11 protein-coding genes and 1 pseudogene are annotated in these 13489 nt (G+C 69.8%); 4 read left to right on the forward strand and 8 right to left on the reverse strand.

What is annotated here, in order from left to right; translation table 11 throughout:
* Positions 1–114: 114 nt before the first annotated feature.
* From ACLBX8_RS14260 to ACLBX8_RS14270, 3 genes are read right to left on the reverse strand one after another with little or no spacing between them, the layout of a single operon-like run.
* A complete protein-coding gene (locus ACLBX8_RS14260; RefSeq protein ID WP_447715362.1) occupies positions 115–498 on the reverse strand; it encodes a response regulator in 384 nt (127 codons plus the stop codon).
* Positions 499–542: 44 nt separating this feature from the next.
* Entirely contained in the window at positions 543–4121 is a 3579-nt protein-coding gene (locus ACLBX8_RS14265) for a PAS domain S-box protein (RefSeq protein WP_447715363.1), read from the reverse strand.
* On the reverse strand, positions 4118–4927 hold the full coding sequence (locus ACLBX8_RS14270; protein WP_447715364.1) for a Crp/Fnr family transcriptional regulator: 810 nt from the start codon (positions 4925–4927) through the stop codon (positions 4118–4120). The genes ACLBX8_RS14265 and ACLBX8_RS14270 overlap by 4 nt, the downstream gene beginning before the upstream one ends.
* Before the next feature lie 202 nt (positions 4928–5129).
* On the opposite strand from ACLBX8_RS14270, the pseudogene ACLBX8_RS14275 reads away from it, so the two are divergent.
* The 4 genes and pseudogenes from ACLBX8_RS14275 (at position 5130) to ACLBX8_RS14290 (ending at position 9496) form a co-directional block, all read left to right on the forward strand.
* Positions 5130–7088: pseudogene (locus ACLBX8_RS14275) on the forward strand (AI-2E family transporter).
* Between the two features lie 267 nt (positions 7089–7355).
* Positions 7356–8585, forward strand: coding sequence for an alpha/beta hydrolase (locus ACLBX8_RS14280; protein ID WP_447715451.1), 1230 nt, complete (start codon positions 7356–7358; stop codon positions 8583–8585).
* A gap of 56 nt (positions 8586–8641) precedes the next feature.
* Positions 8642–9055, forward strand: coding sequence for a DUF1236 domain-containing protein (locus ACLBX8_RS14285; RefSeq protein ID WP_447715365.1), 414 nt, complete (start codon positions 8642–8644; stop codon positions 9053–9055).
* Positions 9056–9286: 231 nt separating this feature from the next.
* A complete protein-coding gene (locus tag ACLBX8_RS14290; RefSeq protein ID WP_447715366.1) occupies positions 9287–9496 on the forward strand; it encodes a hypothetical protein in 210 nt (69 codons plus the stop codon).
* A 958-nt stretch (positions 9497–10454) separates the two neighbouring features.
* Here ACLBX8_RS14290 and ACLBX8_RS14295 read toward each other — a convergent pair.
* The 5 genes from ACLBX8_RS14295 to ACLBX8_RS14315 form a co-directional block, all read right to left on the reverse strand.
* Complete coding sequence (locus tag ACLBX8_RS14295) at positions 10455–10844, reverse strand: SDR family oxidoreductase (protein ID WP_447715367.1); 390 nt, start codon at positions 10842–10844, stop codon at positions 10455–10457.
* 6 nt (positions 10845–10850) lie between these two features.
* Positions 10851–10982 carry a hypothetical protein gene (locus tag ACLBX8_RS14300; RefSeq protein WP_447715368.1) on the reverse strand — a complete coding sequence of 44 codons (132 nt, stop codon included), beginning with the start codon at positions 10980–10982 and terminating at the stop codon, positions 10851–10853.
* A 62-nt stretch (positions 10983–11044) separates the two neighbouring features.
* Positions 11045–11563, reverse strand: a complete 519-nt coding sequence (locus ACLBX8_RS14305) for a hypothetical protein (protein WP_447715369.1) — start codon at positions 11561–11563, stop codon at positions 11045–11047.
* Between the two features lie 186 nt (positions 11564–11749).
* Positions 11750–12364, reverse strand: a complete 615-nt coding sequence (locus ACLBX8_RS14310) for a hypothetical protein (RefSeq protein WP_447715370.1) — start codon at positions 12362–12364, stop codon at positions 11750–11752.
* 203 nt (positions 12365–12567) lie between these two features.
* On the reverse strand, positions 12568–12906 hold the full coding sequence (locus ACLBX8_RS14315; protein WP_447715371.1) for a hypothetical protein: 339 nt from the start codon (positions 12904–12906) through the stop codon (positions 12568–12570).
* Positions 12907–13489 lie beyond the last annotated feature (583 nt).

The raw sequence follows: 13489 nt of genomic DNA on the forward strand, positions 1-13489 counted from the left end.
CCGGTCTCTAACCACCGTTCGTGCGGAGGCCAACGCCATCGGGGGCGCCGGGCCGGAAGTCGGGTGCGTCCTTTGGTCTGGCCGAGGCCGGAGCGGCCGAGAATTTCGTCGGCATCATCGTCCCCCGGCCCTGGCCGCCTCGGCCCGGTCGACGGCGTCGCGGAAGCGGCTCTCCAGGAACGGCCGCTCGACAAAGGGCACGTGGCTGGGCAGGTCCCCGGGCCGCGGTGTTACCTGCGCCGACACGACGACGACGGCCACGTCCGGCCGGCGACGGATGACCTCGCGCGCCAGCGCCAGGCCGTCCATCCGCCCCGGCATGCGCACGTCGGTCACCACCAGCGCGACCCCGTCGTCGAGCCGTTCCAGGGCCTGGGCGGCGTTGTGCGCCTCGACCACGGCGTAGCCCTCCGCCTCCAGGAGATCGCGGACCTCCAGGCGGAACAGCATCTCGTCCTCGACCACCAGGGCCGTCTTCGCGTTCGGGGCATCGGTCATGGCAGGCGGCAACGGCCCGCCCGGCCCTTCGTTGCGCCGCACCGTCAAGCGACCGCCTGGAAATCGGCCAACGACGCCTCGACGACACACACGACCCCCTCCGGCCGGTAGTCGAGGGAGAGGCTGGCGTTGACCTGCGCCGTCAGCCCGCGCTCGATCAGCCGCGACCCGAACCCCTTTCGCGATGGCGGCACGACCGGCGGGCCGCCGCGCTCGGTCCAGGCGATGCGCAGGCGCGGCGCCTCCTCCGGCCCGACCAGCGAGGCCGTCACGGCCACCGTCCCGCCGGGCACCGACAGGGCCCCGTACTTGACCGCGTTCGTCGTCAGCTCGTGCAGCGTCAGGGCGAGGGACAGCGCGGCCTTGCCGCCGATCTCGACGTCCGGCCCCTCGAACGCGACGCGCCGACCGGCCGATTCCTGAACGCCCACGCCCTCCCGGACCACCGCGGCCAGGGATGCGCTCTCGGCGGCGCCCCCGAGGAGCACGTCGTGAGCCTTGCCCAGCGCGACCAGCCGGCTTCCCAGGACCTCCCGCGCCGCGTCCATGTCGGTGGCGCCGCGCAGGGTCGAGGCGGCGATGGCCTGCACCATCGCCAGCAGGTTCTTCATCCGGTGCGAGAGCTCCTGGTTGAGGAGGTCCTGCCGTTCCTCGGCCCGGCGGCGGGCATCGATGTCGGCGACCGCGACGACCGCGCCGACGACCGTGCCCGCCTCGTCGCGCATCGGTACGCCGACGATCTCGACCCACAATCGCGTGCCGTCGCCACGCTGGTACGCGCAGCGCATCTCGGCGTGTTCGATGCCTTCCCGGATGATGCGGCTGAGCGGGTACTCGGCGGCCTCGACCGGCCGTCCGTCCTCATGGAAGGCGACCCACTCGCCGTAGCTCTCGGCGTCGGCCGAGGGCAGGACGGGATGGCGGAAGATCTCCTCCAGCCGGCGGTTGCCGGCGACGATCCGGCCCGACGGCGCCTCCGCGAACAGGATGCCGACGGGCACGGTGTCCAGCACGGCGCGCAGCGTCGCCTCGCTCGCCTGCAGGGCCTGACGGGCGCGGTGCTGGTCCGTGAGATCGCGCGTGACGGTGCCGTAGCCGAGCTTGCGCCCGTTGGCGTCGCGCACGGGAAAGAGGTTGTACAGGACCGGGACCGCAGCCCCGGTGACCACGTGGCGGAAGTGCAGTTCGCCTTCCCAGAAGCCGTCCCGCTCGACCGCCGGCAGCACCTCGTCGAGGACACGCGTGCGCTCCTCCGGCACGAAGTAGTCCACGATGGGCATCGCCCGGGCCGCGGCGAGGTCGGGCAGGCCGATGAGGCGCCGACCGGCCTCGTTGACGAAGTCGACGCTCCCGTCGGGGGCGGCCAGGCCGATGAAGTCCTGGCTCTGCTCGACCAGGGCGGCGAGGCGGCGCGTCTCGGCATCGGCCCGGCGCTGGTCGCCGACGTCGGCCACCACGGTCACCGCGGCCTGGATCGCGCCGTCGGCGTCGCGCACCGGACCGCTCGACACCTCCAGGAGGCGCACCTCGCCCGTCGCGGCGTTGCGGTAGCGCATCTCCTCGCCGCGCACCGTCTCGCCCTTCCGCAGGGCGCGCAGGGTCGGGTACTCGGCCGGCTCGTACCTTTGACCGTCCGGGTGTAGGGCGCCGTAGGAGACGTAACGGGCGTCGCCCTCCGTCCCGAGCCCATGGCCGAGGATCTCCTCGGCCTTGGCGTTCAACGATGACGGCATGCCGGCCTCGACCCCGGCGATGGAGATGCCGACGGGGGCCTGTCGAAAGATCGCCTCCAGCAAGCCGCGCTCAAGCCCTAGGCGGCGCTCGCTCTCCCGCATGGCGTCCTCGGCCCGCTTGCGCTCGGTCAGGTCGAGCATCGCGCCGATCATTCGGCAAGCCCGGCCCTCCGCGTCGCGCATGACGTGGCCGCGGTCGAGAACGTTGGCGTAGGACCCGTCCGCCCGCCGGAATCGGTACTCGTCCGTCCAGGTCGTACCGACGCCATCGATGACCGCGTGGATGGAGGCATCGATGCGGGAACGATCCTCGGGATGGATCTGCGCGATCCACCAGTCGCCGGTCGGCTCGACCGTCGCGGGCGCATGGCCGTACGCCTCGGTCAGGGCCTCGTTCCACAGGACGTGCCCGGTGGCGAGGTTCCAGTCCCAGATCGCGTCGTTCGTGGCCCGGGCCGCCAGCCGGTAACGGTCCTGGCTTTCCTGGAGGCGTGCGGCGGCCTCCTTCTGCTCCGTCCGGTCGCGCAGCATCTTCACGAAGCCGATGGCGGCGCCGGCCTCGTCGCGCAGCACCATCATCTCGCCGTTGGCCCAGAAGCGCTCGCCGTCGCGGCGCAGGTGCCAGCGCTCGTCGATGCCGGTGCCCTTCTCCAGGGCCGACTGCATCTCCATGGCCGGGATGCCGTCGCGCCGGTCCTCCGGCGTGAAGAAGGCGTCGGCGGTCTCGCCGCACATCTCCTCGGGGCGCCACCCGAGGATACGGGTCGCGCCGGCGTTCCAGTCGGTGACCTTGCCGTCGAGGTCGAGCAGGATGATGGCGTAGTCCTGCGCGCTGTCGAACACGGCGCGGCGCCGGTACTCGGTCAGGGCTGCCGCCCGGTTGGCGGCACGCTCGCCGGCCTCGGCAAGGCCGGAGGCGACGGAACCGGCAAGGACGCCGAGAACCTGCAGGTCCTCCCCGGCGAAGGCGTCCGGGCGGCTCGATTGCAGCTTCAGGACCCCGACCACGACACCGCCGCGGCGGACGGGCACCAGCATGCACGAGCGCTGTCGTAGCCGCTCGGCCAGTTCAGGCTCGACCCGGTCATCGCACAGGACGTCGGGGACGAGGAGCGGGACGCCTTCACGGTAGCAGGCACCCGCGAGGCTTCCCCGGAGCGGGACGCGAAGCCCGAGGTGCGTCGCGAGGCTCTCCGTCACGGCGCGATAGACGAGGGAATCCCCCTCGCGGATCTCGACCGTGCCGGCCTCGGCGGCGGGGACGGCGCGCATCGCGCCCGCGAGCACCGCCCGGAAGCTCTCGTCGAGGTCGCCGCCCGCCGCCGCGACGCCGGCCAGGGTCACCGCGACAGCCTCGCCCTGGCGCCCGGCGCGGTCCCGGTCCGACAGGGAGCGGCGCAGCAGGAGCTGGTCCATGACCTGCCGGGCGAGCGCCTCAAGGTCCCCGACCTGTTCCGGCGAGAGGCCCGCCGGGCGCGGGGCGTGGTCGATCACGCACAGGCTGCCGAGCACCTGCCCCTCGGGCGTGCGCAGGGGTGCGCCGGCGTAGAAGCGCAGGCGTGGCTCGCCGGTCACCAGCGGGTTGGCGCGGGTGCGCGGGTCGCGGGTCAGGTCGGGGATCTGCAGGACGCCCGGTTCCGTGAGGACGAACTTGCACACCGAGCGGTCTAGGTCGGTCTCGCAGGGCGGGAAGCCCACGCGCGCCTTGAACCACTGGCGGTCGCGGTCGACCAGGCTGACCAGCGCCACCGGCGCGCCGCAGAGGCGGCGTGCGAGATGGACGATGTCGTCGAACCCGCGCTCGGGGGGGGTGTCGAGGATGTCGAACGCGGCGAGCGCGGCCAGCCGCGCGTCCTCCTCGACCCGGGCGGGACGCAAGACCTGGTTCACGGGGTCGCGTCCTTCACGAGCGCGGACGGGGGGCGCAGCCGTTCCGGGTCGCCGATGTCGACGGCGATGATGCGGCCGCCCGGGGCATAGACCGCTCCCATCACTTCCTCGAAATGCCGCCGGACCGCGGCGTGGCACTCGCACGAGCCAGCCTCGGCGCGCTCCCGGTCCGGGAGGGTGATACGTCCGTGGCCGATGACGATGAGGCCGTCGCGCTGCATGCGCCCGAGCACCTCGGTCAGGTAGGCGCGACGCACCCCGAGCATGTCAGCCAGGAGTTCGTGGGTGACCGGCAGTTCGGGCGTGCCGACCCGGTCCTGCAGGGTCAGGAGCCAGCGCAGGCAGCGGCGCTCGATGGTGTGGGCGGCGTTGCAGGCGACCGACTGCAGCACCTGCGCCAACAGGCAGTCGGCGTAGCGGACGAACAGGTCGCGGATGCCCTTCGATGCCTGCTTGGCCTCGGACAGGCGAGCGGCGTCGATCCGGATGACCGGTCCGCCGACCTGGACGACCGCCTGCGCGAACGCCGGCAGGTACCCGTGACTGACGACGCCTCCCATGGCGCCCTCGCGGCCGACCGTGGCGGTCTCGACCGACTTCCCGTCCATGAGCGGCACCACCAAGGTGACGACGCATCGCTGGGCGGGGAAGGTGACGTGGCTGACGTCGTCCCCAGCGCGGAACAGGACGTCGCCACGTCGGACCTCGCGGCGCTCGGCGTGGGGCGCGAGCAGGGCGCGGTCGCCCGCGTCGAGGGCTTCGAGCAGCAGGTTGCCGTCGATGGCGGGCGAAGGTCGTAGGGTCACGGGGGATGGTCGCGGCGCTAGCGGTCGGGTTGTCCACTAGCGGACTTCCTGGCGCAAAGATGTCCGATACCTGACAACCGGAAGGAAGTTTTGTCCTTTCGCCCACGGTCGTGGTGAAGGAGGGATCATACCGGTACGAAATGACCCTGGCGGCGTTAGGGAGGGCATGCCGGTCGTTGCCCGGCGGCAGGGAGTTCAGCGTATGCCGACGGACGTGACGGACGCCGCGAAGCCACCGGCCCAGGTGCCACCGCCCCTCGTGCCCGGCCTGCGTGGCCTCCTGACCCTTGCGGTCGGTGTCGTGCTCGTGGAGGCCCTGTACTACGGGCGGGAGGTGTTCATCCCCCTCGTACTGGCGGTGCTCCTCAGCTTCGTCCTGGGTCCGGTGGTCAACCTGCTGCGAAAGGCGAGGCTAGGCCGCGTGCCCTCCGTCATCGTCGCGGTCCTCCTGGCCCTCGGGGTCATCGGCGGGATCGGGGCCGTCATCGGCACACAGGTCGCGGGCCTCGCGGGCAACCTGCCGCAGTACCAAGCGACCGTGCAGAAGAAGTTCGCCGGGTTGCAGGAGGGCTGGCTGGGCGAGGCCAACCGGATCATCGCGAAGTTCAGTCACCAGGTCGAGACCGCGACGCAGAAGGCCGACGCTTCCGGCACCGCAGCGGCGACGGGTCCCGCCGGGGACACGCCCAAGGCGCAGTTGGTGCGCATCCAGGAGCCCGAGATCTCGCCCCTGGAACTCGCCAGGAAGGTGCTCGGCCCGGTCTTCGAGCCGTTGACGACGGTCGGCATTGTGCTGGTCGTCGTCGTGTTCCTGCTCCTGCAGCGCGAGGACCTGCGCAACCGCATGATCCGGCTGTTCGGGTCGAGCGACCTCCACCGCACCACGGTCGCCATGGACGACGCGGCGAAGCGGCTGGGGACCTACTTCCTGGCGCAATTGGGCATGAACGCCGCCTTCGGCGTCATCGTCGGAATAGGCCTCTAATTCATCGGCGTGCCCAACCCGCTCCTGTGGGGCGTCTTCTCGGCGCTGATGCGGTTCATCCCCTACATCGGCGCCTTCGTCTCCGGGATCTTCCCGGTCGCCCTCGCAGCGGCGGTCGATCCGGGGTGGTCGATGGTCATCGCGACCGCCGCCCTTTTCATGGTCGCCGAGCCCCTGTTCGGTCAGGTTGTGGAGCCGCTGCTCTACGGGCACTCCACTGGTCTCTCGCCCTTCGCGGTCATCGTCTCGACCCTGTTCTGGGGCTTCCTGTGGGGACCCATCGGCCTGATCCTGGCCACGCCGTTCACGGTCTGCCTCGTCGTGCTCGGCCGCCACGTCGACAGCCTGGAGTTCCTCGACATCCTGCTCGGCGACCGGGCGGCCCTGACCCCGGTGGAGAACTTCTACCAGCGCATGCTGGCCGGCGACCCCGACGAGGTGCGCGACCTCGCCGAGGGCATGCTCAAGGACCGGTCGCTGTCGTCCTACTACGACGAGGTCGCGCTCAAGGGCCTGCAACTCGCCGCCAACGACTACGCCCGGGGCGTCGTGACGCCGACGCAGCTTGAGAACATCCGCTCGTCGTCGCGCTCCCTCGTCGAGGACTTCGAGGACCACGAGGACGCCGAGCCCAGCATCGACGGCAAGGCCGCGAGCCCGGCAGACACCCCGACGCTGGCCGAGCGGAGCCATCCGAAGACCGAGGCCGTGCCCGGCCAAGCGCCCCGGCGCGAGGAACTTCCCGAGGCGTGGCGGAGCGAGGCCCCCGTCCTTTGCCTCGCCGGCCGCGGCCCCCTGGACGAGGCGTCGTCGGCGATGCTGGCGCAACTGCTGCGCAAGCACGGGCTCGGCGCCCGCGTCGTGCCCCATGCCGCGGCGTCCCGCGAGGGCATCCGCGAGCTCGACGTCACCGGCGTGGCGATGATCTGCGTGTCCTACCTCGACATCGCCGGCAACCCCTCGCACCTGCGCTACCTGCTGGAGCGGTTGAGGCGCCGCACCCCGGGCGTCCCGGTCCTGGTGGGCCTTTGGCCGGTCGGCGAGAAGGTCCTTACCGACGCCGCCGTGGGACGCGAGGTCGGCGCCGACGCCTACGTGTCCTCGCTGCGGGATGCGGTCGAGGCCTGCCTCAGGACCGCCGAGGGGAAAGGAAACCCGGACCGGGAAGCCGCCTGACCGAATCTTGAAGTCGGTTCGAGGCTCCCCGGCATAGTTGCGGCAGAGGCCTGCCCCATCGTCGAGGTCATCGTCTGGGGACGGGCTTCGGACTTCACTTCCACGGGACCGGGCCCGGAGCCGCCGTAATCGCGTGGCAACCGGGCCGGGGCGAGGATTTGGTAACCATTATCCCGTCCTGCCTCATCCAGGTTCGTCGCGGGGAAGCCGGTGTTCGGGACGTTCGTGGGGAAACGTGGGATCGCCGCCGCCGCGGCCCTCTCGCTCATGGCCGGTTGCGCCGGGCGCCCGACCGGCGTGCTGCTTCCCGTCGCGGCCGTGGAGACCGTCCCCGGCACGTCGCGCGTCGACATGCTGGTCGCGACCACGCGCAAATCCGCCGCCGACCGGGGCGTGCTGTTCTCGGGCGAGCGCGGCGACGCCGTGACCTACACGGACCTTTCCGTTTCCATCCCGCCCGACGGCACCCGCCAGCCCGGCTCGGTGCAGTGGCCCAAGACCCTCCCCGGGAACCCGGCGACCGACTTCGTCGCCCTCCGGGTCGAGCCGGTCGAGCGCGCCAAGGTCCCCAGCTGGACCGGCCGGGCCGTCCGGCGCGGGGCCAAGCGCCACGTGCTGGTCTTCGTGCACGGCTTCAACAACAAGTTCGAGGACGCCGTCTTCCGCTTCGCGCAGATCGTCCACGATTCCGGGGCGGAGGTCGCCCCGGTGCTGTTCACGTGGCCCTCCAAGGGCTCGGTCCTCGCCTACGGGTATGACCGGGAGAGCACCAACTTCTCCCGCAACGGCCTGGAGACGCTGCTGCGCGACCTCGCCCGCGACCCGAACGTCGGCGAGGTCACGGTTCTGGCCCACTCCATGGGGAACTGGCTGACCCTGGAGAGCCTGCGCCAGATGGCCATCCGCGACCGGCGCGTGGCGCCCAAGATCCGCAACGTCATCCTCGCCGCCCCGGACGTCGACATGGATCTCGCCCGCGAGGCGTTTCGCGACATGGGTCCGAACCGGCCGCGGCTGACCCTGATGGTGTCCGGCGACGACCAGGCCCTGGCAATGTCGCGGCTGGTCTGGGGCGACAGCGTGCGCCTGGGCGCCATCGACCCGAACGTCGAGCCCTACCGGTCCGAGCTTGAGCGCCAGAACATCGGCGTCCTGAACCTCTCGACGGTAAAGGGCGACGACCCGCTGAACCACGGCAAGTTCGCCTCCGGGGACGTCGTCGCCCTGTTAGGCAAGCGTCTCGCGGACGGTCAGCCGATCTCCGATGGGCAGGTCGGCTTCGGGGACAAGCTGGTGAGCACGGCGGCCGGGGCCGCCTCGACTGTGGCGACCGGCGCGGCCTTGGCGGTTGCGGCCCCGGTCGCCCTCGTCGATCCGCAGACGCGCGAGACTTACGGTGAGCACCTGTCAAACGTCGGATCCGGCCTCCGGGACACGGTCGGCTCAACGGTCGATTTGGCCGGCGCGCCGGTGAGGGCCATGACCGGCGGCCGCTAAGCCGGCAAAGCCACGGGCAACGTTGAAGCCGGGGTTCCGGCACGGGGGAATGGACGATGGCGCGTCGGGTCGGGTTGGCCGTTTTGGTCGGGATTTCGGCATGGTCGGGCGCCGCCCAGGCCCAGGGGCTGGAACGCGGGGCGCAGGAAGGCGCCAACCGCGGCGAGATGATCGCCGGTCCCCTGGGCGCCGTCGTCGGCGGTGCGGTCGGTGCGGCGGTCGGCACGGCCAACGGCATCCTCGGCATCGACCGGCGTGAGCGCTTCCGCGTCTACGCCACGGGCGAGCGACGTCCGTCCTTCGCCTATCCGGGCACCCTGAAGGTCGGGACCGTCCTCCCCGAGGACGGGGTCGTCTATTACGACGTCCCCCCCGAGTTCGCCCTGCCGAACTACAACTACACTGTGGTGAACGACCACCCGGTGCTGGTGGACCCGCGCACGCGCCGGGTCGTCGAGGTCATCGACTAGGGTGCCGGCCGGCGCGGCGAGCCGGCTCGCCCGGTACCCCGCTCCTCATGATGGCCGAGCGCCCTAGCCCACGGCTGGGACGGCGAGGGATAGTCAGCCGGAGGCATTTCGGGGTGCCGACCGTTCCAGGCATTGGGCGCTCGGGGTCCTCACCGAACCCTCAGGAACCGCGCCGTTCAGCCGGGGCTTTCCCCTCAACCCTGGGGCGGGCCCGGGCGAAAAAGGAACGCCATGTCCACGGATACCGAAAAGCACCGCGAGTTGCTGGGCGCGCTGCGGGATGCCCAGGGCAAGGGCGACGGCAGCTTCGAAAAGGCCGTGACCGCTGCCTTCGAGCATGTCTTCGAACACCTCGGGCGCCTCAACGACCACGTCGCTCTCGGCGGCCCTGATGGCGGCGACCCCCATCTTAAGCCCGGCGAATCCCCAACCCTTCGATAAGGGCCGGGCCCCGCATAGCAGGTGCGATCCGGCCCGAAGGCTCAAGGTCTCATCGAGGCACCTTCGCCCGGCGTCGGTTCGGCGCCTGCCGCGCCCGGCTCGGGTCCCTGGGCGGAGGAAGGGGGGCTGGCCCTGTTGATGTCCACGAGCGCGCCGATCATGCCCAGCAGCGCCCGACGCTCTGGCGCCCCGTGCCCGGTCGAGAGGAACGTCATTAGGTCGCTCCGGGACGGCGTACCGCCCGAGGGGCCGTTAGGTTCGTGTTAGACGAACACATCCTCTGCGTTTTCCCCACGACAGAGGAACCGGCGGTCGCCGTTGGACGAGGCGTATATTTGGGTTCGGAGGACGGTCATGATCTCGGGCCTGGGACAAAGCCCATGTCGTGTCGGGGGACGCGTACCGGCGGTTCAATTTCTTCCGGCCCGCCGTGTTCCCGTGCCCGGCATGCGTGAACGGAGCGACGTCGGGGTCTTACCGGAAAACCTCGCGCGACCGACGACGCGCCGGTGCGCGGACGCGGACGCGGACGCCCTCGACTTGCCTCGCGCACCCGTACGCCCGCGATGCGCGAGCCGTTGACGCTTGGGTGGGCGCTCCCTTCCAGGCGAAGCGCCCGGCAGAGCGGGTGGCCGGCGGTATGGTGATGGGCCGGACCGCCATAGGGGGCGCTTAATGGGCCACACCATGCTGATGTCACGGCCACCGCATTCAAGGCCACTTCGCCTTCCAAGCGGATTTCACCATCCAAGCAAACAGTGGAATCTGCAGGGTGGATGATCCGAAACGAGGCACACTGAGATGAGGCCCCGGGCCGCAACAAAGGTCTGCTTCCTCGTTTCTACTGCTGAAAGCGGTCGTTCCGCTCTCGGCCAGACTAAGTCATGCCGGAAATCCAGTTCGCGCTATACCGGCCGTTCGTCCTGGCGCCCAAGGCAGTCGTTCCACCTCTGCCGAGTCAACTCTTGGAAGCGGACATATCCCGGGCGCGGATGGCGTCAGCCGATTGCGCCGCCACGATCGACGCGAACGGTCGAGCCGGTAGCAAACGGCGTGGTTGCCAGGAACAGACCGCGTTGGCGTACATGGCCGCCCGGTCCTTCTCCGGCATGCGCGACCAAAGCGGTGTCTCGATCAAGCCAAGCGAGACCGAGTTGACCCGCGTTGGCGCGAGTTCCAGCGCCAGACCGCGGGCAAGGCTCTCAAGCGCGGCGTTGATCGCGCCCTGGAGTGGAGCGGCGGCCTGCAGGCGTTCGCTCATGTAGCCCGAGACGAAGGTCAGCGAGCCGCCGGGCCGGAGCTGCACCGAGCGGGCGATCCAGTAGGCGCCCCAGAACTTGCTGTCCATCGCGGCCTACGCGGCGTTCAAGGCCAGCTTCCGCACCGGCCCGCACGCCGTCTGTGCGACCGACACGGCGATGTGGTCCCAGGGCGCATGACCGGCGAAGAACCGCTCGATCCCGTCGGCGTCGCAGGTGTCGAGCACGACGGCGCCGGCGCCGAGGGCCGTACCCGGGAGGAGAAGGCGGAGCGTAGGCGGGCTCTCCGTCAGAACGTGTGGCCGGCGATAATCCGGTGCATCTCGGCAGCACTGCCGAACAGCCGGCACATGGCGCGGAGCATTACCTCCTTGGACTCGGCATCGTCGCCCTCCACGCCAAAGTAGACAGACCAGAGCTCGTTCTCGGTCGTCTCCACCTTCGCGTCGAAGATTTCAGCTTGCGCCGTCGTCTTGCCGTCACCCCAGTTGCGCGCGGTGCGCAGCAGCGTGCCGGTGCAGGAGGTCGTGCGCTCGCCCGGCCGGTAGGCCACGATGCGCGGGTTCGCCATGTCGCGGGGCAACCGTGGCAGGACCAGGGCCTCGACCGCCTGCTTGACCGTGGCATCGGGCTTCGGCGTGACCGTTCCCGGCAGCGGCGTCCGGGGGAAGCGCCTGTCGGCACGGACCTGTCGATGGCCGACGACGACGCCCAGACGGGTGCCACGCGGCAGCCCAAGACGGTCGACGGTCCGGGAGAGCAGTGTCCCGAGGCTGGTCTCGACGATACGGCGACGTTGGATAGGCATGGGGCGCCCCTTAAATAGCGATGGGGGCGCTATATCGCAGGCTGTGAAATAGCGGGCAAGGGTTTATTTCGACGCCGGCGTGGTCTGGCATGTGGCCTGCGGGCGACCTGCGGCGGTTCATGCTTACGCCGCCAGAGGGGCGCGCCGGAGATTCGGCGCGCCCCTCTGGCCGGACCGTGCGCCGGATCAGGCCGCCGCCGGAGGCGTCTCCGGGTCGTGCGGCTTCCGCTTCATGCGGCGGAAGAACGACACCAAGTTGTGCGACCCGGTCTTAATGCGGACCACGCTGAGCCCGGAATGCAGGAGGACCTGCTTCGTCGCCTCACGGTCGGCCGACTTCAGGCCATCAGCGGCCGCCAAGCTACCGACCAGGGTGAGGCCATGCTTCTTCAGGGCAACCCCCGAGATGCCGACCATGCCGACGTAGGGCGCCCAACTGCACACGCCGAACAGGAGCGGCATCTGGGCCTGGATCTCCTTGAAGTGGTCGTCGGCGAAGAGTGCCAACTGGCCGAAGCCGGCCGCATACACCACCGCTGTGGGGACCGTGAACGTCGGTACCGCAGCCGCCACGATGGTCGCTCCCACGACCGCGAAGCAGCCCAGCGCCACGCCGGCAAACAGGTACGCCCTGAGCGTCCGCCCCTCCTTCTTGTCGGGCACCCAAAAGTGCCTGAAGTAGGTTCCTGGGCTGATCGCCCAGTCGATCTTTCTGGCCGTCCAAATCACCGCGTCCTTCGCCTTGACGGCAACCATTTTCACCGTTCCGGCGACGTGCTTGGCTGTCTCGCGAACCTTCATCGTGGCAACTCCAGGTAGGACTGCGCTGCGCGGTTATTCAGTGGTGCCGAACGTCTGTCCCTCTGATTGCAGTTAAGGTGCCCGGACGCGCAGGACGCGTATCCTGTGTTTGACCTGGGCATTGCCGTTACAAGGCGCAAGAGGAGGTGCCGCGAAACGTGACGGGGCTCTATAGATGGTTGGTCCCGAGATGCGGCGCACGGTTATAGGACCGTGCCGCCGTCCCGGTCGCAGACGTCATGGACCTTGACCTCGACACCACCGCGCCCGCGGAAGTGCCATGTGCGCGACGGTGGTTCGTCGCTGGCCGGCTCGCCCTGCGGGGATAGGATGGGCTCGACGGTGATCTCGGGATACCAGCGCTGGATTGCCTTCCAGATGCCTGGAAACCGCTCCCCAAGGCCGCTCGGGTTCGTCGGTGACTTGCCCAGCAGGTCACCCACGATGCTCGGGTCGACCGGGCGGGTGGTCTCCCGCTCGGCACCCCGGTAGTGTCGCTCGCCGTCGATGATGACCTCTCGGATGTCGATCTCGATCAGCATGTCGCCTGCTTCCGCGCCGGCGTCGGGGCCAGCCTGATCGGACCTGGGCACGGCATCGGTCGAAGGCAAGGCGGCATGGCCTGGCATTGGCCACGATGCGCGCGGGACACTCCCCTCGTATGTAGCGAGACCCGGAGTAGACGCCCCTTGATGACAGTCATTGCGTCAGGTGCTGGGCGACAACATGGGATTGAACGTCCGTTCTACCGTTTCGCTCACTCGGAAGCCGACCGGCAGGTTTCGGCCAATTCCAGGCAACTGTAGAGCGTCCGCTTTCTTCGAACCCCCTCCCAAAACCGGAACAGCAGCAATCCACCCAACTCAGTCATGTCATTTGGTCCGATAGCGGATCGCTCTGCAGCTCAGGCAACTGGCTCTCTCGTTCAGATACTCAGCGTCCGCCATCGCTACCGGCAGGCGCATCGGCTTCGGCTCGCTCAAAGCACGCTTGCGCGAACCGTCGAACGAGCCGATATCCGGCACCTTGCCCGGCGGTGATCGATTTCGGAGCGGTTGCGCGTTCGATGGAGATATGCGGCGACAGCTTGGATGAGATCCTAATCGACCTGTACCAATCCCTATT

It is taken from the genome of Methylobacterium sp. D48H (genome assembly GCF_053345715.1).

What these genes read in the sequence shown, in the direction of transcription:
- ACLBX8_RS14285 (WP_447715365.1), top strand. Translation starts at nt 8,642, where the DNA reads ATGGCGCGTCGGGTCGGGTTGGCCGTTTTGGTCGGGATTTCGGCATGG.
- ACLBX8_RS14295 (WP_447715367.1), bottom strand. Translation starts at nt 10,844, where the DNA reads ATGGACAGCAAGTTCTGGGGCGCCTACTGGATCGCCCGCTCGGTGCAG.
- ACLBX8_RS14280 (WP_447715451.1), top strand. Translation starts at nt 7,356, where the DNA reads ATGGCCGGTTGCGCCGGGCGCCCGACCGGCGTGCTGCTTCCCGTCGCG.
- ACLBX8_RS14315 (WP_447715371.1), bottom strand. Translation starts at nt 12,906, where the DNA reads ATGCTGATCGAGATCGACATCCGAGAGGTCATCATCGACGGCGAGCGA.
- ACLBX8_RS14260 (WP_447715362.1), bottom strand. Translation starts at nt 498, where the DNA reads ATGACCGATGCCCCGAACGCGAAGACGGCCCTGGTGGTCGAGGACGAG.
- ACLBX8_RS14290 (WP_447715366.1), top strand. Translation starts at nt 9,287, where the DNA reads ATGTCCACGGATACCGAAAAGCACCGCGAGTTGCTGGGCGCGCTGCGG.
- ACLBX8_RS14310 (WP_447715370.1), bottom strand. Translation starts at nt 12,364, where the DNA reads ATGAAGGTTCGCGAGACAGCCAAGCACGTCGCCGGAACGGTGAAAATG.
- ACLBX8_RS14305 (WP_447715369.1), bottom strand. Translation starts at nt 11,563, where the DNA reads ATGCCTATCCAACGTCGCCGTATCGTCGAGACCAGCCTCGGGACACTG.